Source organism: Thauera sp. 28, assembly GCF_000310145.2.
Classification (GTDB): domain Bacteria; phylum Pseudomonadota; class Gammaproteobacteria; order Burkholderiales; family Rhodocyclaceae; genus Thauera; species Thauera mechernichensis.
Map to the genome: position 1 here is coordinate 22,038 of NZ_AMXA01000015.1, position 18,893 is coordinate 40,930.

The 18,893-nt window shown below is 67.8% G+C and carries 15 protein-coding genes; 2 read left to right on the top strand and 13 right to left on the bottom strand.

What is annotated here, in order from left to right:
• Positions 1-6 precede the first annotated feature (6 nt).
• The 13 genes from C662_RS11845 to C662_RS11905 form a co-directional block, all read right to left on the bottom strand.
• Complete coding sequence (locus tag C662_RS11845; protein ID WP_002929234.1) at positions 7-5,439, bottom strand: RHS repeat-associated core domain-containing protein; 5,433 nt, start codon at positions 5,437-5,439, stop codon at positions 7-9.
• A 16-nt stretch (positions 5,440-5,455) separates the two neighbouring features.
• Entirely contained in the window at positions 5,456-6,748 is a 1,293-nt protein-coding gene (locus C662_RS11850; protein ID WP_002929236.1) for a DUF192 domain-containing protein, read from the bottom strand.
• Entirely contained in the window at positions 6,745-7,659 is a 915-nt protein-coding gene (locus C662_RS11855; protein WP_002929238.1) for a type II secretion system F family protein, read from the bottom strand. The genes C662_RS11850 and C662_RS11855 overlap by 4 nt, the downstream gene beginning before the upstream one ends.
• A complete protein-coding gene (locus C662_RS11860) occupies positions 7,656-8,504 on the bottom strand; it encodes a type II secretion system F family protein (protein WP_002929243.1) in 849 nt (282 codons plus the stop codon). Before C662_RS11860 ends, C662_RS11855 begins: the two co-directional genes overlap by 4 nt.
• Positions 8,501-10,174, bottom strand: coding sequence for an ATPase, T2SS/T4P/T4SS family (locus C662_RS11865; protein WP_002929244.1), 1,674 nt, complete (start codon positions 10,172-10,174; stop codon positions 8,501-8,503). The genes C662_RS11860 and C662_RS11865 overlap by 4 nt, the downstream gene beginning before the upstream one ends.
• A gap of 14 nt (positions 10,175-10,188) precedes the next feature.
• Positions 10,189-11,586, bottom strand: a complete 1,398-nt coding sequence (locus C662_RS11870; protein WP_002929246.1) for a type II and III secretion system protein family protein — start codon at positions 11,584-11,586, stop codon at positions 10,189-10,191.
• A 62-nt stretch (positions 11,587-11,648) separates the two neighbouring features.
• Positions 11,649-12,500, bottom strand: a complete 852-nt coding sequence (gene cpaB / locus C662_RS11875) for a Flp pilus assembly protein CpaB (RefSeq protein WP_002929249.1) — start codon at positions 12,498-12,500, stop codon at positions 11,649-11,651.
• Positions 12,497-12,682: a hypothetical protein gene (locus C662_RS11880; RefSeq protein ID WP_002929251.1), complete on the bottom strand. Its 186-nt coding sequence runs from the start codon at positions 12,680-12,682 to the stop codon at positions 12,497-12,499. The genes cpaB and C662_RS11880 overlap by 4 nt, the downstream gene beginning before the upstream one ends.
• Complete coding sequence (locus C662_RS11885) at positions 12,679-13,473, bottom strand: hypothetical protein (RefSeq protein WP_002929253.1); 795 nt, start codon at positions 13,471-13,473, stop codon at positions 12,679-12,681. Before C662_RS11885 ends, C662_RS11880 begins: the two co-directional genes overlap by 4 nt.
• Positions 13,470-14,225, bottom strand: a complete 756-nt coding sequence (locus C662_RS11890; RefSeq protein ID WP_002929269.1) for a hypothetical protein — start codon at positions 14,223-14,225, stop codon at positions 13,470-13,472. Before C662_RS11890 ends, C662_RS11885 begins: the two co-directional genes overlap by 4 nt.
• Positions 14,206-15,087, bottom strand: coding sequence for a hypothetical protein (locus tag C662_RS11895; protein ID WP_232433258.1), 882 nt, complete (start codon positions 15,085-15,087; stop codon positions 14,206-14,208). Before C662_RS11895 ends, C662_RS11890 begins: the two co-directional genes overlap by 20 nt.
• An 11-nt stretch (positions 15,088-15,098) precedes the next feature.
• The gene (locus C662_RS11900; RefSeq protein WP_002929271.1) at positions 15,099-16,430 is read right to left on the bottom strand and encodes a pilus assembly protein TadG-related protein; all 1,332 of its coding nucleotides are present in this window, start codon (positions 16,428-16,430) and stop codon (positions 15,099-15,101) included.
• Positions 16,431-16,496: 66 nt separating this feature from the next.
• A complete protein-coding gene (locus C662_RS11905; RefSeq protein WP_002929272.1) occupies positions 16,497-16,724 on the bottom strand; it encodes a hypothetical protein in 228 nt (75 codons plus the stop codon).
• A gap of 361 nt (positions 16,725-17,085) precedes the next feature.
• On the opposite strand from C662_RS11905, the gene C662_RS11910 reads away from it, so the two are divergent.
• Together C662_RS11910 and C662_RS11915 are read left to right on the top strand one after the other, a co-directional pair.
• Positions 17,086-17,841, top strand: coding sequence for a PEP-CTERM sorting domain-containing protein (locus C662_RS11910; protein ID WP_002929273.1), 756 nt, complete (start codon positions 17,086-17,088; stop codon positions 17,839-17,841).
• A gap of 103 nt (positions 17,842-17,944) precedes the next feature.
• A complete protein-coding gene (locus C662_RS11915) occupies positions 17,945-18,778 on the top strand; it encodes an efflux RND transporter periplasmic adaptor subunit (RefSeq protein ID WP_002929274.1) in 834 nt (277 codons plus the stop codon).
• The last annotated feature ends 115 nt before the right edge of the window (positions 18,779-18,893 follow it).

Below are 18,893 nucleotides of genomic sequence, written 5' to 3' on the forward strand. Positions count from 1 at the left end.
GTCTCCTTACAATCCATATCCGTTACTGGGATCACGCAGCCACTCCAGGTAGCCCTGCATGTCCACCGTGCCGGTGACGTTGCCGAGCTTGCGCGGGTCGAGCGCCGTGCCCTTGCCCAACTGTTCGACCTCGCGCGGCAGCCAGGTGATGTAACTCAGCGTGTCGGCATGGACCATGCCGCCGTTGTCGAAGCCCATGCTGCGCTGGCTGCCACCCGAGGTGGCACCACGGACCTCGCGGTCCTCAGCGAAGACGTAGTCGATCCAGGGGATGTCGCCGTGGGTTACCTCCTTGGGAACCAGGACCCGCGGGTCGCCCACACGGATGACGTTGCTTTGGTCGTGCAGCACGACGGCGTTCATCGGAATCGGTGGTACATCCTTCATGGTCACGCCTGCATTCTTTGCCTGCTGCACCATCCAGTTCAGCGCAACTCGCGACAGTCCCTGTTCGTCGTCCGGGTAGCCGCCGCCAATATCCGCGTGCGCGCCGATGAAGCCGCGCTCGATACGGATCTGACCCGGGGCGGTGCTGCTCGCCCCGATCGATTGCAGCGGGAATCCGCCCCAGTGCATGCTGTGCGGCTTGGGATTGCGAAGCGAGTACTCCCCGATCGCCCCCGAGCGGTGCTCGTTGAGCGCCACCGCTTGCGCGACGTAGGCGAACTCGCCTGGTATGCCGAGGTTGTAATCCGTGCCGCTGAAGTTGGTGGAGAGCACGGTGTCGAAGAGGCCCATGAAACGGAAGTTGACCCACTGGCAGCCCGGCTTGCCATCCTCGGTGGTGTACTTATAGTAAGTCTTGCCATTGAGCACCACCGAGCCGGCCACGATGCGGTTTGCGAAATCGCGTGCCTGCGCCGCGCCGCGGCTAAAGCCCACGATGTCGATGTCCATGACCTTGTTCTTGTCAAACGCTGCAGCCTCGTCCCGTATGTACAGCATCATCCGATCGATGCGAGCCGGTCCCGAGTAGTTGCCGCCCATGTCGTTGACGTAGACGGGGTCCCCGGGCGTGAGCCACCAGAGCAGGGTGTGTGTCGCGTAATCTTCCGGTCGGATGTGGCCGTGCTTGTCGTCTCGATGCACCGTGCCGACGCCGCTGACGTAGTTTCTGTTTCCGTCAAGATACGCGTCCCGGAAATGCACCACGTTCGTGAAACCGTCGCCCCCCATTGCCGGATCGTTGCGGTCGTCGCTGTTGCCCGTACCATCGAACGCAAACAGGATCAGCCCGTCCGGATCGATGAACCGGAGCGGGTTGTACGCGACGTAGGCGTAGGGATTGGGGCCGTCGGGGGTGCCGAGCGGGTCGGGGCTGAGGTACTGGCCTTGTTCCGGGTCGTAGTAGCGTGCGCGGTTGTAGTGCAGCCCGGTCTCGGCATCAAGGTACTGGCCGGGCAGGCGCAGATTGAGGGTGAAGCCGCCCGAGTGGACGTTGGCCGCCCCGAAGGGCGCGTAGTGCGCACGCCACAGCACTTGGCCTTGAGTGTCGGTGGCGAGTTCCGGCGCACCGAGGTGGTTGCCGTGCAGCCAGACGATGCCTTTGGAGCCGGCGAGCCAGCTTTGAACGAGGCGTATCAGGTCGCCGATGATGCGGCCTGCGGTGCCTTGCGCAGCCGGCGTCGGCGCGGCGCCTTGGGGCCGGTCGATGACGGCCACGGGCAGATCGGCCAGCCACACGTACTGGCGCAGGATGCGCCCGTGGGCGTCGAACTCGGCCAGCGGCTGGCGCGCTTCGTCGTAGAGGGTGTAGCGGGTCTGGCCGCTTGCATGCTTGACGTTGCGCAGGCCACGGTGGTCGTAACCGTAGCGTGCCAGCGTCTTGCCGTGCTCGCGTACCTGGACCAGGAGGCCGCGGGCGTCCCAGTCGTATTCGCGGCTGCCCAGTTGCTCGGGTTGGCCGCTGGCGCTGTAGCGGGCGGGGGGGCTGTCCGCATCGATGCGTCGGTGGCTGCCGAGCTCGAAGGCGCTACGGCGCGTGCCTGTGCGCAGCTCGGCTTGCGAGCCGACGCCCTGCTGGCTGAGCACGCGGCGCTGGGCCGGGTCGTACGCATAGCGCCACACGGCCTGTTCGGCCAGCGCCTTGTCTTGCGCCTGCCATTCGACCGAGACCAACAGCTGGTTGTGCCGGTCGTAGGCGTGGCTATGCCAGGTGGGCTGCGCGCCGGCGTGGGCTGCCTGCTGGCGGCTATGCAGCAGGTTGCCGCGCGCGTCCCAGACGTAGCGGTGGTCCAGCAGTGCCGAGGGATCTTCGGGAAGGCCCAGGGCGCCCGGCAAGAGGGCCGCATCGGGGGTCGCCTCGGCGGGGGAGCTTTCCGCCACGGATGCGTGACTTCGCGTGCCGTTCGGGGATTGAGCGCGGGCGGGTGCAATGCCGAGCAGCCTTTCGATTACCTCCTGTCGGCTGAGCCCAAGCTGGACGGGATCCGACGGGTAACGGGCCAGGCGCACCCGCTCGGGTGTGCGGTGGCGATGCACCACCCGTGCCAGCACGCCTTCGCGGCTGCGCTGGTAGAGGGTCTGGATACCGTTGCCGGCGGTGTGAGCGCGCAGGCCCGCGAGGTCGCGCTCGAAGTCGCTCGCGATGAGTTGCTCGCGTTCGAGCTGGCGCAGCCACGGCGTCTGGACGCTGCCAAGCATGAGTGCGACGACCTGGCCCTGGCCGTTGCGCTCGTAGCGCAGGCGGCTGCCGTCGGGCAGGGTGGTGGCGACGAGCCGGCCGACCTCGTCGTGCTCGTAGCGGGTGACTGAGGTCAGCTCGCCCTGTTCGGTGGCGAGTCGCACGATCCGCGCGCTGCGCAGGCCGCGCGCGTCGTATTCGTAGCGTTCGCTCTGAGTGGGATGAACAAGCTCGATCAGACGCCTGCCGGCGTAGCGCCAGTGGGTCGTTTCCGCCTTGCTCGACGCCGCGTCGGTGATGACCTGGCGCAGGATGCGGCCTTGCGCGTCGTATTCGTAGCGGGCGAGGTTGCCGCGCGCATCACGCATCGCGGCGATGCGATCGGCGGCGTCGAGCTCGCGCAGCACGGTCCCGGTGTCGGGGCTGCGCCGCCATACCAGGCGGCCGAAGTCGTCGCGCAGCGCTTGCACCTGGGTGGCCTGGGCGAGCTCATGCGGAAGTGGGGATATGCGCGCCGGCACCGCGTGTTCGAACCCGAGGGCGTCGATCACGCGTTCGAGTTGTCCGTGTTCGTCGTAGCGCCATTTCAAGCTGCGCCCGGCGTTGTCCCAGGCGTGTGCGAGCCGGCCCCGGTCGTCGTAGCGACGGTGCCGTGACTGCGTGAGGCTCGCGCTCTGGAGCGTGTGCTCGGTCAGGCGGCTTTCGGTGTCGTAGGTGTAGCTGCTCAGCACTCCGAGGGCGCTGGCATGCCACAGCAGGCGGCCCTGGGTGTCCCACTGCCGGCGCCAGCTCGCGGCAGCTTGGCCGAGGTGCGCTTCCTCGGTCGGGTTGCCGAGTTCGTCGTAGTGGATTTGCTGCTCGAGGGGTATTGACCAGCCCGGCCCCCGGCTGCGTACGCTCGTGATTTGCTGGCGTGCGTTGTAGGTGAATGTGGTCTCGAAGCCCTCGTCATTGACCACACGTCGCAGCAATCCGGTCTGGGGGTGATGCTGCAGCGCGCTTTGCAGCCCGCCGGGCTGCGTGAGCCTGATCACGAAGCTACCGTGAGTATCCCAGTCGAAGCGTGTGACATCCGAATCACCTGGATCTCCATTGGGCCCATTGGGCAGCGGCCCGTCGATCTGGGCGAGCAGGCTGCGGCCGTTGATCGCGGTGTAGGCGTAGGTGGTGGTGCGGCTGATCGGCGTGGCCGCCTCGGCGGAGGCAGCGGGCTCGCCGGCGGCGTCCAGTGGGCTGAAGCCGGACTCGGTCACTTCGATCCGCTGGCCGCGATCGTTGTAGGAGAAGCGGATCTGGTGTTCCTTGCCAGGGATTACGCTGGGCCGGGCGACGAGGGCAGGGCGGGGGCTTGCGTCGGCGTACTCGTAGCGGGCGATGAGCCGTTCCGGCAGGGGGCGGCCATTGGCGTAGTCGACGCGGCTCTCGCGCACCACGCGCCCTAGTGCATCGCGCTCGATCCTCGTGGAGGCAAGCGGGCGGGCGCCCGGATCGAGGCGGGTGATCTCGGTCAGGGCGCCGTAGCGGTCGTATGCGTAGCGTACGTTCGTTTCGCCACAGCGCGCGCAGCCTGGGCCGATGGCTTCGAGCAGGCGCGGTTCGCCGTTGATGCGCGTGTGGCGGTAGCGGGTGGTCTCGCCCAGGCTGTTGGTGAGCTCGGTGCGGTCCGGGGCGCTGAAGCGCAGGTCCACCTGTTCGATTCCGCTGCCACGCAGCAGTTGGCCTGATGCGTCGAACTGTCGCGGGGTACCGCGCACGCTCATTACCGCGCGGCCGGCGGCGTCGTAGGCATAGGTCGACAGGCGTTGGGCGTCGGCGGCGGTGCCATCGGGGCGCTTGCCGACGATGGTGATCCCCGTGAGATGGTGGGGCCACCCGGGTGCGGACTCGCCGATGTCGGCGCCGTAGTGATAGCGCCGGGTTGTGCCGTCGGGCAGCGTCGCGGCGACCAGGTTGCTCAGGCCGGGCAGGGTGCGCTCGTTCTGGTGCGAATAGGTAAAGCGCCCGAGCGGGCTGGTGATGGCCACGACGCCACGGAAGCCGCGGCTCCTGCGTGGGGCGTACTCGAAGTTCAGGCTGCGTCCCTGCGGGTCGGTGACTTTCATCAGTTCGCCGTCGAGACCGCGTGTGAGACTGAGGAATTCGCCGCTTGGCAGACGGATCTGCACGAGCTTGCCGCGCGCATCGAAGTCGAGCTCGCGACCGTCTGGCCAGGTCCAGCGATGACCTTGCCTGCCCGGGGATTGGGGGGTGCGCAGGGCAATGACCGTCCCGCGCGCCGGGTCGGCGTGGGAGTACAGGCTCCCGCCCGCGTCCGCTGCAGCAAAGCTCAGGTGCTTGCCGTCGGCCTGGATGATGAGCAACTGGTCGCCATTGGCGTGGAGGTCGGTCTCGTAAGACAGGCGCCAGCCGCGACCGAGCAGCCCGAGCTGCGAGTCTGTGCCGGCCTGAGCGCTGTTGTAGTGGCGCACGATCTCGAGACCGAGGGGGCCGGGTAGCGCGGGCAGGTCGGTCTCGTTCTGGTACTTGTTGCCGGTGATGACGTCGATCGGGTTGCCGGCAGCCCGTCCGACGCCGTCCGGTTCGTCCTGGCTGGCGGGGGCCGCTTCAGCGCATGCCTGCGCACCGCCTGGGCTTCCGCCATCGGAGGGGGCGCAGCTCGTATCGCTCGGGCGCGATTGGGGCAAGGACGAGCCACCACCGTCCGTAGACAGTTGCGCACCGCTGATCAGGGGCATCGCCAGCAGTAGCGCCAGCAGGGCACGGGCGACTGCGGTACGTACGTCGGCAGGGGAGGCGGGCTTGAGGGCGCGATTCATTCGTGTTGATGCGTCGTCATGGTGTCTGAGGGGATGCAGGCCTGCTTCGCAGCCAGTCCGAGGGGGCATCGCAAGAGGGAGGTGATCCACAGCCCGGGTCGGTCAGCGGGTTGCAGTCGTCCGGAAGCGGCTCCTCGTCGGGATCCTCATCCGGCTCGGCTTCAGGTGGCGGCACGCTGGTGCAGGCCGGGTCCGTCACCGGGCACAGGGGCAGCGTCGGTCCGTCTGGCGGTGGTCCGGGGTCGGAGGGTCTGCCGGCATTGCCCGGGCCGGGGATGGAGGCGTTGCCGGCCTCGATGGCGGGCGATTGCATGCGCATGACGGTGTGGGCGACGACCGGGATGCGGCCCTGGGCGAGGAGGCTGGTGCGGAAGGTGTCGCGGTCGGCGGGGTCGAGCAGCGCGCTGGCACGGGCCATGAACGGGCCGGCGAGCGGGATCTGCTTCTCGCGCGGGATGCCGTAGGTGATGCGCAGCTTGAGCAGGTTGGCGTCGTGCAGGCTCTGGCCGCTGGCGTTGGTGGCAGGGTTGCGGCTGCAACTGGGGCGGTCGGCCGGACACTCGAGGTGGGCGATGTGGGTGTTGGGGATGACGCGCGCGGACAGGCCCAGGCGCGTGGCCAGGGCGGGGCTGTGGTAGTCGTCGAAGCTCTCCTTGGTCGGCGAGAGGATCTCGATGCGGGCGAAGGGCGATTCGGCCAGCGCGCGGGCGCGCGACGCAGCGAGCTCGTCAGTAGTGGTGCCGCCGCCGTGGTAGCCCGTCATGGCACGATCGAAGGCGGTCCGCATGGCCGCGGGGCGGGCGCTGTCGACGGTGCCGGCGCGTGCGGCCTCGAAGGTGGCGTAGTTGAGCTGGCTCTTGGCATGAAAGAGCAGCGCGTATTGCATGAGCACGAGCAGGATGAAGAGCAGCAGCGGGCCGACGACGACGAACTCCACCAGGGTGGCGCCGCGCTCGCGCCTGCCGTGGGGCGCGGCGTGTCCAGGCCGTGCGCCCGCGGCGAGGTCGAGGCGCATGCCGGCGACGAGCCCCAGCCGGCGCGCCTCGCCCGCGCCCAGTTCGAGCGTGTGGCGGGCGCTGGCGCAGGCGGTGGCACGCCAAGGGGGGAGCGCCTCGACCACTTTGGCGATGCGCTCGTCGGCGTCGATGAAGACCACGTCGATCGGGTAGCGCATGAATGCGGTGTGGACCGCAGCGCAGGGGGTGATGAGCAAGGCATGGCCAGGCGCCAGGGCGGCGGTGCCGAGGAGGCCGCGCAGGCGCGCAAGGAAGTGCCCGGCGCGGCGGATGTTCAGCGGCTCGACGCTCAAAGCCCGGCCCCGATGAACTTCATCACGATCGGAAACATCAGGATCGCGAACACGCAGGGGAAGATGAAGAACAGCAGCGGGAAGAGCAGCTTCACGGGGGCCTGCATGGCCAATTTTTCGGCTTGCGCGAAGCGTTCGGTGCGGCGTTGTTCGGCCTGGGCGCGCAGGATGGGGCCCAGGCTCATGCCGGTGGCCTCGGCCTGGATCAAGGTGGTGACGAAGTTGGACACCGCGGGCAGGTCGAGGCGGCTGGCGAGCTCGCGCAAGGCTTCGCTGCGCGCCTTGCCGGCGCGCACGTCGCGCAGCAGGCGGGCAAACTCATCGCGCAGCGGCCCGGCGGGCCCCTTGGCGACGGCCTGAGCGATGGCACTATTGAGGTTGAGCCCGGACTCGACGCACAGCGTGATGAGATCGAGCATGAAGGGCAGACCCTTGAAGGTCTGCCGGCGGCGGCGCTGGATGCGGTCGCGCAGCCAGGCGAGTGGGAGGAAGGCGCCGAGCGCGAGCCCGGCCAGTGCCGGCCACTGCGGTGCGAGTGCAAAGCCGCCGGCGAGCCAGCCGCTGAACCCTGCGCACAGCAGCCCCCAGATGACGCGTCCGGCCATGAACTGCGCGGGGTCGAGCGCGTAGTCCAGGCCGGCCAGGCGCAGCTGGCCCAGGCAGGCCTGCTGCTGGCGCTCGGGCAGTAGCGCGCGCAGATAGTGCGCTACCCACTGGATCGGCCACCAGACGATGCGGTAGGCCGGCGGAGGCGCATCGAGCCACAGCCTGTCCTGGCGCGGCACGGCCGCGGCGGCGCGCGACAGCAGCCAGGCGACGAGCGCCACTGACAGGCCCATGGCGAATGCCAGGCCACCCACGACCCAGCGCGGCTCGAGCGCGGACAACAGGGGCGTTGCAGACGGACTCATATGTCGATGCTCACGATGCGACGGATGAGCAGCACGCCGGTGAGCTCCATGACCAGCACCACGGCCAGCACGGCCCAGCCCATGCGCGTTGTCCACAGCAAGGCCATGGCCTCCGGCTCCATGTGGGTGAGCACCCAGAGCAGGAACAGCGGCAGCAGCCCCACGACCCAGGCCTGCAGCTTGCCCTGGGCCGTGAGGGCGCGGATCTTGAGCTCCATGGCATGCTGGCTGCGCAGCGTGGTGGCGGTACGTTCGAGTGTCTCGGCCAGGCCTCCGCCGGTCTCCGAGGCGATGCGCATGGCCGACACCATGAGCTTTACCGGCTGTGCAGGCACCCGCAGGGCGAGGTTCTCGAGTGCGTCGTCCAGGCTGACGCCCAAGCGTTGTTCGTGCTGCAGCAACAGCAGTTCCTGCTGCAGCGGTGGCGCCAGCTCGCTGCCGACCTGGCGGATCGCTGCCGGCAGCGACAGGCCCGCGCGTGCGGTGCCGGCCAGCATCTGCAGGGCATCGGGCAGTTGTTGCTCGATGCGTTCGAGCCGGCGCGCGCGCAGCCAGCGAAAGATCGCGCCGGGCGAGATCGCGAGCAGCAGGGCGACGATGAATGCCAGCGCGAGGCTGCCGCTGGCCAGCCAGGCCGCGCCTGCGGCGAGTACGGTGAGGGCCAGGTTGAGCGCATAGAGCCGGGCCGGATCGATGAACAGGAATAGCTCGCGCAGGTGAAAGCCGGTCTCGCGGGTGAAGCGGTTGCGCCAGGCATGCAGCAAGCGTGGGACCAGATCGGCCAGTGCCCACACGAGCAAGGCCACGGTAAGGGCGACGATGAGCAGGACGAGGTCGAGCTTCATGCGTCGCGCGGGCCGTCGAAGAGCGACAGGTCGAGTGCAGCCCCGGCGCCGGCCAGCGTCTCGTAGAAGGCCGGCACTGCATTGCAGGCGCAGAAGCGGCCCTGTACGCGCCCGTCGCCGTCGCGTCCAAGCTGGTCGTAGCGGAAGAGCTCCTGGATCTGGATGCGCCCCGATTCGGTGCCGGCGACTTCGACGATGCCGGTGACCACGCGCCGGCCGTCGGGCAGGCGCGCCTGCTGCACGACGATGTCGATCGCCGAGGCGATCTGTTCGCGGATGGCTGACAGCGGCAGATCCATGCCGGCCATCAGCACCAGGGTTTCGAGGCGGGCGAGGGCGTCGCGCGGGCTGTTGGCGTGCAGGGTGGTGAGCGAGCCGTCGTGCCCGGTGTTCATGGCTTGCAGCATGTCCAGCGCCTCGCCACCACGGCACTCGCCGACCACGATGCGGTCGGGACGCATGCGCAGCGCGTTCTTGACGAGGTCGCGGATGGCCACCTGGCCGCGGCCTTCGGCGTTGGGTGGGCGGGCCTCCAGGCTGATCAGGTTGGCGTGGGCGAGGCGCAGCTCGGCGGCGTCCTCGATGGTGATGATGCGTTCGCCGTCGGGGATGAAGTTCGATAGCACGTTGAGCAGCGTGGTCTTGCCCGAGCCGGTGCCGCCCGAGATCAGCACGTTCCTGCGTTGTTGCACGCAGACGCGCAGGAACTCGGCCATCTGCGCGCTCATTGCACCGAGCGCGACGAGGTCGGCGTGCGAGAAGAGCTTGCGGCCGAACTTGCGGATGGTGAGCGCCGGTCCCTTGATGGCAAGCGGCGGGATGATGGCGTTGACCCGCGAGCCGTCCTTGAGGCGGGCGTCGACCATCGGTGACGCCTCGTCGATGCGCCGGCCGATGGGGGTGACGATGCGCTCGATGATGCCCATTACTGCGCGCTCGCTGGTGAAGCTGCCGGGGTGGCGTTCGAGCCGGCCGTGGCGCTCGAGAAAGATCTCGTCGTGGCGGTTGACCATGATCTCGCTGATGGCTTCGTCGGCGAGCAGCTCATCCAGTGGTCCGAGGCCGACGGCCTCGTTGAGTACGTCGCGGCGCAGGCTGTCGCGGTCGATGCCGTCGGGCAGGGCGGTTTCCTTGTCGATCAGCTCGACGAGCAGGGACTCGGCTTCGGCGCGCAGTTCGTCGTCGCTCATGCGTACGAGGTCGCGGCGGCGCAGGTCGATGGCGTCGAGCAGGGCTTCGTGGATACGACGGCGCCAGTACTGTTCGGGCGTGGCGGCGGTACGTGTACCGGGGCCCGCGGCTGCGGCCATCGGCTGGGGCGCGTTTACTTGCGTTGTGTCCGCCGCATGCGCTGCGGGGGCGCCGGCGGGTGTGGGCTGTAGCTGGTCGGCGACGATGAGGGTGAAGGGGCCGACCACGATGCGGTCGTCGGCGGCGAGCGGGCCGTGCTGATGTACGCGCACGCCATTCACGCTGGTGCCGAAGAACTGGCCGAGATCCTGGATGAACAGCCCGGACTTGGTGCGGTAGATGCGTGCATGCTCGCGCCCGACCTTCCAGCCGGGAAGCTGCAGCCGGCATTCGCGCCCCTTGCCGATGACCGCGGAGGTCTCGCTGATCGACTCGACGCGAGGGGCGCCTTCGGGCTGGAGAATGGTGACCTGGAACATGGCGTCGGCCCCGCTCAGTTGTGGAGCGGGTCGTGCGCGCCCGGAATCAGTCGGTCCTCGACCGGGGCGGCGGGCCACGGGATGGCCGACAGGTCGGGTTCGGGTGCGCGCGGAGCGTCGTCCAGGCGCTGGCGCGCGCGCAGCATGCTCTCGGCCTGCTGCAGGGTGTGCCTATCCACGGCGTAGGGCGTGACGAAGACGACGAGCTCGGTCTCGTTGTTCTGGAAGCGGCGCGAACGGAACAGGGCGCCAAGCACCGGGATGTCGCCGAGCAGGGGCACCTTGTCGATGGAGGCATTGACGTCGCGGCTGAGCAGCCCGCTGAGCACGATGGTGCCCCCGTCCATGACGTTGAACTCGGTTTCGGTCTTGCGCGTGCGCAGCGCGGGGCCGGCAGCGCTCATGACGGAGGGGTCGAGGTCGCTGACCTCGCTCATGATGCGGGCGCGGATCACGCCGTTGTGATCGACGGTGGGCGAGATCTCGAGGCGGATGCCATAAGGCTTGAACTGGATGGTGGTGCCGTTGATGTTGCTGACGCTGTAGGGGAACTCGCCGCCAGCGAGGAAGCTCGCCTCGGCGCCGCTGCGGGTGGACAGGATGGGCTGGGCGAGGATGCTGGCCGAACCGTTCTGCTCCATGAGACGCAACTGGGCGTTGAGTCCGGCATTGAGCGCGGACAGCACGTTGAGGCTCGAGCCCAGTGGCACCGGGTTGCCGCTGCCGTCGGGACTGACGATGGGCGGGGCGTTCTCGGCGCCGGTGCGAAGGTCGATCTGCAAGGGGGTGTTGCCGCGCCGGCCGGGCATCCAGATGCCGCCGATGGCTGCGCCGCCGGTGGCGGTCCAGGCTAGCCCGACCTCGCGCAGCATGTTGACCGGGAACTCGGCGATCTGCACTTCCATGACGATCATCTTTTCCCAGCCGACCGGGTTGGCGAAGTTGAGGATCTGCGGGTAGTGCTTGGCGAGCGCTTCGATGCGGGCCTGGTCGCGGTTGCTCAGGTTGTCGCCCTCGATGACGATCCGGTCGCCGATGACGGTGCTGCGTGCGTTTGGAATGTCGGCGAGGAAAGCCGCGATCTCGCGATTCACGCGTGGTGTCTCGGCGGCGACGACCGTGACCTTGAGCCGGCGGTTGCGCCCGTTGGCTGTCCAGATGTGCAGGGATGAGGTGCCGATCTCGTTGGCGATGAGCAGGATCTCGCGCTGGTCGAGCACCGCCGCCGACAAGGCCTTGCCGTTGCCTACGGCCAGGCGACCGACGTTGGGTTCGGTGATGACCCGCGTCTCGCCCTGGAAGAGGGTGAGCTCGGGCATTTCGGCGCTGCGGCTGGCCGATGCGGTAGCCGCAGCGGTGGTCAGGCAGCAGAGCGCGAACAGGCGAAGCAGGGTGTGGGTGAGGAGGTGCATCGGGTCGCTCGGCGCGTGGCGAAGGTGGAGGGGATCGGTAGCGGACGGATCGCGGGGAGGCGTCAGTCGAGGGGGGCTTCCCGGTGTGGTGTGAGTTGCAGGCCGTTGGTGATCGGGCCGCCGCCATAAATGACGGGGACGCTGCTCACGCTCCGGCTGTCGCCCTTGGGGAGGCCAAGCAGGGCATGGGTGTCGGTGATGAGCGAGGACACCGGCGAGAGGTCGCCGGGCGCTCGCAGCAGCGCCGTGACACGGCCGATCTCGCGCGCGGCGATGACGCGTTTGGCGTCTTCGGGGGAGGTGTCGAGGGTGATGGTGGTATAGCCGCCGTGGCGTCCGTCGGCCCTGGCGCTCTCGGCGTCGGCCTGGCTGCCGGTGGCGAGCACCGCTACGCTCTGCAGCAGAGTGAAGGTGTAGTTGCGATGGGCGTCGCGTATCGAGACCACGATGTCGATACGGTCCCCCGGTTCGACCATGCCCGACAGTGAGCTGATCTCGTCGACCGGCACGGTGACCGCGCGTTGCCCGGTCTGCAGGCGGGCCGAGAAGCTGGGGGCACGGTTGCCCTCCAGTTGCGCCCACAGGATGGGTTCGCCGATCGCCGCGGGGTGGGCGAGTGCCGAGCCCTCTGCGCGACTGAACTGCTCGGGCGTGATCGCGCCGGAATGCGCCCAGGCGCGCGGGATCTCGCGCACGGCAACGGTTTCGGGCGTGATGAGCGCGCCGCCTGACAGGTTGGATTTGGCGACGATCAGGTGGACAGTGTCAGCGTCGCGATCGCGCGCTTCGATCTCGGCCATGCGGCTGGACAGGTAGTTGCTTGCGGCAAAGGCGGCGATACCGCCCAGTGCGAGGGCGAAGGCGAGCACCACCCAGTGCTTGCGGGCGCGCGGCGGCGTGTTGGTTGGCGTCATAGCGGCAGTGAGATGAAGGCGCTCAGGCGGTTGAAGGCGGTGTGGATGGCAGTGAGCAGGGTGTCGACCACCGAGCTGTCTCCCGCCCTGCCAAAGCCGATCAGCATCGCCAGTACGAGAAGCGCGACGAGGTACTCGGTAAGGGCCTGGCCGCGTGTGCAGGAAGCTGGGGGGCGAGTCATGGCTGGCGTGAGAGCAGGGTGAGGACGGCGTGGGTTTGGTTCTCGTGCCGCAGCAGGACGAGCTGCGCCTGGCCGGAGGTGCCACCGAAGTGCTGCAGCAATGCGCCGTCCTTGCCCGTGACGGGCGGGCTCTCGGGATGGAGGCCGCGGCGGGCGAGTGTTGCGGACAGCCGATCGAGGTTGACCCGCAGGCTATGGGCATTGGCCAGCACGAACTGGCGCGAGGCGATCCCGCCGTCGGTTGATTCCATGTCCGAGAGCAGGGTCGTACCTGCCGGTATGTCGAGGCCGAGAGGCCTGCCCGCAGCCGCGCGTGCGCCGTGGCTGTCCGCCACTGCCACCAGCGCCTCGCTGCCGCCATCGGGCAACTGCTGCAACGTGACGGTGATGAAGAAGTTGCTGCGGCCTTGTGCCAGCACTTGGGCGCCACCAGCCCGCGATTCGGCATGCGGCTGGCCAAGCACCTGCCGGTAGTGGCTGGCGAGTGCGTCGACGGGGAGCGTGGCCTGTACGCGTACGATACGCATCGGCGTGCCATTGATGCGTATCTGCCCACCGACTTCGTCGATGCGTGACTCTCGCGGGTGTGCGAGCGTCGGCCAGGCTGCTGCCAGCTCGCCCGCCTGTGACGGGACTGGGCTGGCAAGGAAAAGGCAGACGGAAAGGAGGCAGGCGAGGAGCAGGCGTTTCACGCCCAGCGGCTGGATGCAGGCCCGGTCGGCCGGCATCTGCGCGGGTGATGCGACGGCAATGGACGTGACGGCTGCAGGCAGGGTGCGCAGGGTCTTCATCGGATGCGGTCTGCGGGGACGATGTCAGGGTTGATGCGGCCGATGTCGGGTAGCTGGCTACCCTCGAGCACGGCGGCGAAGGGACGAAGCGCCGAGACGAGCGTATCGAGTGGGCCGAACGGGAAGGGGCCGACGGGATTCCAGGGTTCCCGGCGCAGGGCGCTGCGCACGGCTGCCGGGCCAGCGGCCGACCATGGGTCGACCAGCACCGTGGCATGACGCTCGATCGACAGACCGAGTGCGTCGAAAGGCGCAAGGCCGGCAACGTTCGCGACACCCACCCGCAGCCTGGCTGTATGCAGGTTGCTCCTGTCCAGGCCCATGCCCGCCGCGAACACTGCACCCACCGGTTGTGACAGTGCCTGGCGCCGGCTTTCTACGCCGACGTGGGTGGAGAACACAGGCAGCAGTGCGCCACCGCGGTGGTCGGACCACAGCGGATTGCGGTCGGCGCTGACGTCGCCAGCCACGTCGCCGGTCTTGATGGCAGCCGCACTGGTGCTGAAGAATCGCCGTCGCAGCTCGTCTGCCAGCACGGCGTCGGATTTCCATGGCTGGAGGCTGCCGCCGTGGCGGACCGTCCCCTCGAAGGCTGCATAGCGGGCGGCGGTCGCTGCCGCTTGTGCGATGTCGAGCTGTTTGCCGATCAAGGGCACGATCAGGAGCAGGGGCAGCAACACCAGCGCCAGTGCCAGGAACTCGACGCTGGACTGGCCGCGGATGCGGGCGCGATCAGCGGGTTTGGGCAGCATCGCCCGCATCCTCCCGTGGCTCGAACACGTTTGCCGGCAGATCGAGCGGTCCTTCGAAGCGCACCACCCGGACCTCCAGGACGCGCTCCGTGCCGTCGCTGCCGGTGCTGAACACCTCGGTACTGAGGCTGTCGTCGATGGGCATGCCGATGCCCTCGGGGAGTACGCAGCTGCGCACCTCGACCGGCGGTGGGCTTTGCACCCAGCGGCACGATCGGCCGGCGATGCGATCCTCGCGCTGTCCGGCAGCGGGCTTAAGTGCCGCCTCGCCTGTGGTCGGCACGGCAGGTGCCAGGCTGTCGAGGGACAGGGCATCACGCAGCAAGGCGGCTGTGTCGTGCTCGAGATGCGGCATGGCTCTGCGGCGCCACGGCTGGGGCCCGCGTACGGGGTCGATCTCGCGGCTCAGCACCGTGCGCTGCCGGGGGCCGTAGTGGCTGATCCTGGTGGTTTCGCGCACGCGTACCTCGTAATGGCAGCGCGAGATTGCGACGAGTTCATGGTGGCGCTTGACGACCGAGGACTTGCGCATGCCCGGGTGGTGGTGCTCGATGACCTGATAGGTACCGACCTTGTCGAGATCGCCGCCGAACCGGAACGCGGCACCTTCGCGTTCGCAGGCGGCGCGCAAGCCGGGGAGAACGGCCTGCGCGGCCTTGCGTGCAGGAGGAACGCTGGCCTCGCGATGAATCACGTAGCCCCCTGGAAGCGTGCCGGTGGCCATGGCATTGCCCGCAACAAGAAGTGTCGCCGCGACGATGCTCGCCGCTGCGATCGGATGGTTCGGGACGGGAAGGCGGCAGGTTGCGGCCAGCAGCAGGTGGATCCAGGCCATCGGGGACAGTTGGGGCGGGAATGACATGGCGGTGGGGCTCACGGGAGCTGGACGCTGCCTTGGCGCAGTTGGGCCTGGGCGCGTTCGGCTGCGGACACGGGCGCAAGGCGAGCCTGCCAGTAGGGGTTGAACAGGCTGCCGCGTTCGATGCGGCCGGGATGGCGGGGGTTGCCGGTGTCCGGACGCTCGAAGAAGACTTCCACGCTTGAGATTGCCGCGCTCGTGCCGGCAAGCATTGCGCCGTCGAAAAGCTGAAGCCGCCCAGCGGGCTTGACGCTGCTTGTGCCGCCGGAGAAGCGCTGGGTCGAGCCGGGCTTGGTGACGCGGATGCTGAGGCGGGTACGCGGACTGTCCGCAGCCAGGGCCCGGTCCGAGAGTTCGCGGAAGGTGGGCACGGCGCCGCCGCCCAAGGTGCTGGCGGGGAAGCCCCGGGCCGCGCCCGAGGGTGAGTCGGCCTGCCTGCTCGCCCGGGGATTGGTGGGGCGCGACCCAGCATAGTCGTATGCGCGGTCTGCCAAGCTGTCGGCGGATGCGGCCGTGCCATAGCCGATCGGCTGTTCGCTGCGTCGGCAGCGCAAGCGGCGGCTGAAGCGATGGTTGTGAGCGGAGAAGGTGTCCATCGACTTCCAGCCGTCGACCAGGCCGATCAGTTCGGTGCTGCCGCGCTTGCGCAACTCGATGCCATGGCAGAGCACGACGACACCGAAGTTCCAGTTGCGAGTGCGCAGGAAGGCCTCCCGGTCGTCGTTGACCAGCCTGCCCATGCGCTGCCTTTCGGCGCGCGAGGCGTAGTTGCGGGTGAAGCCGAGAAAGTCGTCGGTGAGCGGGATCGGGTCGACGACGGCCTGCGGGTCGTTTTCCTGGGCGATGCGCCGCATCAGCACGAGGCGTCCGGCAAGGGCAAGGCTGTCGCCCGGGCCGTGCATGAGCTGCTGCGACAGCGCCAGCGCCTGGATGGCTGCGTCATGGTTGGCGACGGTGACCGCAAGGGCGGGCGTCAGGGTGTCCATGATGTCCTCGAAACGCTCCATGGCGCGGGCGAGCGCAGTGCCGACGCCTGGGATGAGGTGCATGTAAGGGCCGATCGTGGCTGCTGATGTCCCCATGTACCTGGCCCACGACGCCACGGCGACCGCCTGCCCGACCGCGGCCTGGTTGGCGATGATGGCGCGGTTGGCGTAGGCGTCGTAGTTGAGCATGCGTGCCTCGAACACGCCGGCGCTGTAGGCAACCGCGTCGGCCGTATTGGTGAGGCGGAGCTTTTCCTGCACAAGCTGCCCGCTGTTGAAGAGGAAGAGTGCGGTGGCCGCGACGGCAAGGACCAGCAGCAGCCCGATCGGGAGTGCCTGTCCGCGCTGCCTGGGCGTCATGGGGGTATGCGGTTCTGTCCGCCTGCCCTTGTGCATGTCCGCTCGGCGTCCGCGCTGTGCGCCGGGTTACTTGCCGACCTGATTCACATACGTGTCCAGGGTGTGCTTCTGGTTGCCGACTGTCTGCGCCTGACCGGCCGCCGTCTGGGCCGCGCTCTTGGCGGTGCTGCCGTCCTTGCCGGACAGCTCCTGTGCGATGGCCGCCGTCTGGTTGCGCACCGTCTGGCCGAAGTACTGATACACGGCAATGGCGGCGATGGCGATCATGGCGACGATGATGATGTATTCGGTCATGCCCTGGCCGTGTTGAGCGGGTTTGCGCACGAGGCGGGGCGTGTTCTGGAGAGATTGATGCGCAGGTGCTGACATGAGTTTGCCGTCCGGTGATGACTCTGTAATGATGATGTCAAATGAGAAATGCATAGTCAATATGGCATAAGGATTTTTGGCGTGAGATCTTCGTTGGCTCGCTATCCCTGCGAGGACCAAGAAACGGGTGGGCGGTCGAGCTCGCACGGCATTGAAAGGTGTCGGTTTTTTTTACACATATTGACTTCGATTCTGGTGGCTGATCCTCAAGTGACTGATCGCTATACGGTGGAACGGATATTGCTATGTCGTGCCGCGACACGTATTGAAAATGGATGAGTCATTTATGATGAAGGCGCTTTCGAAATTCGCTGTGCTCGCGGGTTGCAGCATTGCGTTCAATGCCAGTGCAGCCCTGATCGATCGTGGCAATGGGCTGATCTATGACGACGTGCTTGATGTGACGTGGCTGGCTGACGCCAATTACGCGCGCACATCCGGTTTCAGCGCAGACGGCCGGATGAGCTGGAATGCTGCGACGGAGTGGGTCGAGAACCTCAGCTACCAGGGCTATGCCGACTGGCGCCTGCCGCGTACGCTGCAGCCCGATCCTTCCTGCGAGTTCAACGATGCGCTGGGCGGCATGAACCTGAGTTACGGCTTCGGGTGCCTGGGGAGCGAACTGGGGCATATGTTCCACGTCAACCTGGGCGGGCAGCCCGGTGGCGGGCTCGACAGTGCGACCAATGCCGACGCGCTTGCCCTGTTGGTCAATGTGGCACCCGCTGCGTATTGGTCCTCGACGGTTCTGGAGGCCTATCAGGACTACGCGTGGCTGTTCCTGCTCTGGAACGGTGATCAGGATTACAACGCGGTCGAGGAGTCCGAGCACTGGTATCTGGCCCTTCAGCCCGACGGTAGTTATGACTACCTCGATTTCGGACTTTTTGCCTGGGCGGTGCGGGACGGGGATGTGACGACCCCGCCAGGCGGGGGGAGCGTGCCGCTGCCGTCGTCGTTGCTGTTGCTGGGGAGCGCGGTCGCGGGGCTGATGACTTGCCGGCGCCGATCGAGCGCCGTGGCGCTCTCCCGTCCGGCCTGAACGCCGGTTGGCCCTTGTGTTGCGCCTGAGCGGGGCGCTGGATACATGTTCAGCGTTTCGCTCCGTGTGCGCGCAGCAGGACCTGCTGCCGAGGTTTCCCCTTATGAAATGTGTTCGCGCGGCGCTGGCCTTGGTCTTTCTGGCCGGAGTGTCGCTTGAGGCGTATTCCGCCCAGTCTGCGGTTTGTCTGCTGGAGCCGCGCCAAACGGTCGAACTGGCGAGCCCCGTTACGGGGCTGCTCGCCCAGGTCAACGTTGCCAGGGGCGAGACGATCCGCAAGGGGCAGGTACTTGCGGCGCTGGATGTGCGGGCAGAGCAGGCCGCAGCAGAGCTTGCCCGCTTCCGTGCGCAGCAGCGCGGACCCGTCGAGTTGGCCGAGCGCAAGGTGGCGTTCTCCCGCCAGCGCTTCGAGCGTCGTCAGGCGATGGCTGCAGAGCGGCTGATTCCCGAGCAGGAGCGCGACGACGCCGAGGCCGAGCTGCGGCTCGCGGAGTCCGAACTCAGGGTTGCCAACGAAGAGCGCCAGAGTGCGCGTCTCGAGCTGGCGCAGCATGATGCCCAGTTGGCCTTGCGCACACTGCGTAGTCCCTTCGATGGCGTGGTGGTTGCGCAGCTTGCTTACCCGGGCGAGGTGGTCGAACCCGGCTCGACAGGCAAGGGCATCCTGAAGATCGCGCAACTCGATCCGCTGCGCGTTCATGTCGTGCTTCAGAAAGAGGCTTTCGGCACCATCAATGCCGGTGATGTCATCGACGTGGTCCCCGAGATCCCGGCGGGGGCTCGCTACTCGGCACGCGCAGTGAGTGTCGATCGCCTGATCGACGCTGCAAGCGGCACGTTCGTGGTGCTGCTCGAACTACCCAACCCTCAGCTTGCTATTCCGGCTGGGGTGAAATGTCGGGCGGTGCTCTCGCCACCTTCCGCTCCGGCACAGTGAGCCGATGCCTTTCCATCTTCCATTGCTTGTCCCGCGCTGCTTACAGCGGTGTCGTGCTTCGCATGTGCACCGCGCGGGCTTGCAGAAACGCCATTAACCGAACCCCGGAGTCGCC

Excerpts from the sequence above, each read along its gene's own strand:
- C662_RS11845 (WP_002929234.1), bottom strand. The coding sequence starts at position 5,439 with ATGAATCGCGCCCTCAAGCCCGCCTCCCCTGCCGACGTACGTACCGCA.
- C662_RS11855 (WP_002929238.1), bottom strand. The coding sequence starts at position 7,659 with ATGAGTCCGTCTGCAACGCCCCTGTTGTCCGCGCTCGAGCCGCGCTGG.
- C662_RS11860 (WP_002929243.1), bottom strand. The coding sequence starts at position 8,504 with ATGAAGCTCGACCTCGTCCTGCTCATCGTCGCCCTTACCGTGGCCTTG.
- C662_RS11865 (WP_002929244.1), bottom strand. The coding sequence starts at position 10,174 with ATGTTCCAGGTCACCATTCTCCAGCCCGAAGGCGCCCCTCGCGTCGAG.
- C662_RS11870 (WP_002929246.1), bottom strand. The coding sequence starts at position 11,586 with ATGCACCTCCTCACCCACACCCTGCTTCGCCTGTTCGCGCTCTGCTGC.
- cpaB (WP_002929249.1), bottom strand. The coding sequence starts at position 12,500 with ATGACGCCAACCAACACGCCGCCGCGCGCCCGCAAGCACTGGGTGGTG.
- C662_RS11880 (WP_002929251.1), bottom strand. The coding sequence starts at position 12,682 with ATGACTCGCCCCCCAGCTTCCTGCACACGCGGCCAGGCCCTTACCGAG.
- C662_RS11885 (WP_002929253.1), bottom strand. The coding sequence starts at position 13,473 with ATGAAGACCCTGCGCACCCTGCCTGCAGCCGTCACGTCCATTGCCGTC.
- C662_RS11890 (WP_002929269.1), bottom strand. The coding sequence starts at position 14,225 with ATGCTGCCCAAACCCGCTGATCGCGCCCGCATCCGCGGCCAGTCCAGC.
- C662_RS11895 (WP_232433258.1), bottom strand. The coding sequence starts at position 15,087 with ATGTCATTCCCGCCCCAACTGTCCCCGATGGCCTGGATCCACCTGCTG.
- C662_RS11900 (WP_002929271.1), bottom strand. The coding sequence starts at position 16,430 with ATGACGCCCAGGCAGCGCGGACAGGCACTCCCGATCGGGCTGCTGCTG.
- C662_RS11905 (WP_002929272.1), bottom strand. The coding sequence starts at position 16,724 with ATGACCGAATACATCATCATCGTCGCCATGATCGCCATCGCCGCCATT.
- C662_RS11910 (WP_002929273.1), top strand. The coding sequence starts at position 17,086 with ATGATGAAGGCGCTTTCGAAATTCGCTGTGCTCGCGGGTTGCAGCATT.
- C662_RS11915 (WP_002929274.1), top strand. The coding sequence starts at position 17,945 with ATGAAATGTGTTCGCGCGGCGCTGGCCTTGGTCTTTCTGGCCGGAGTG.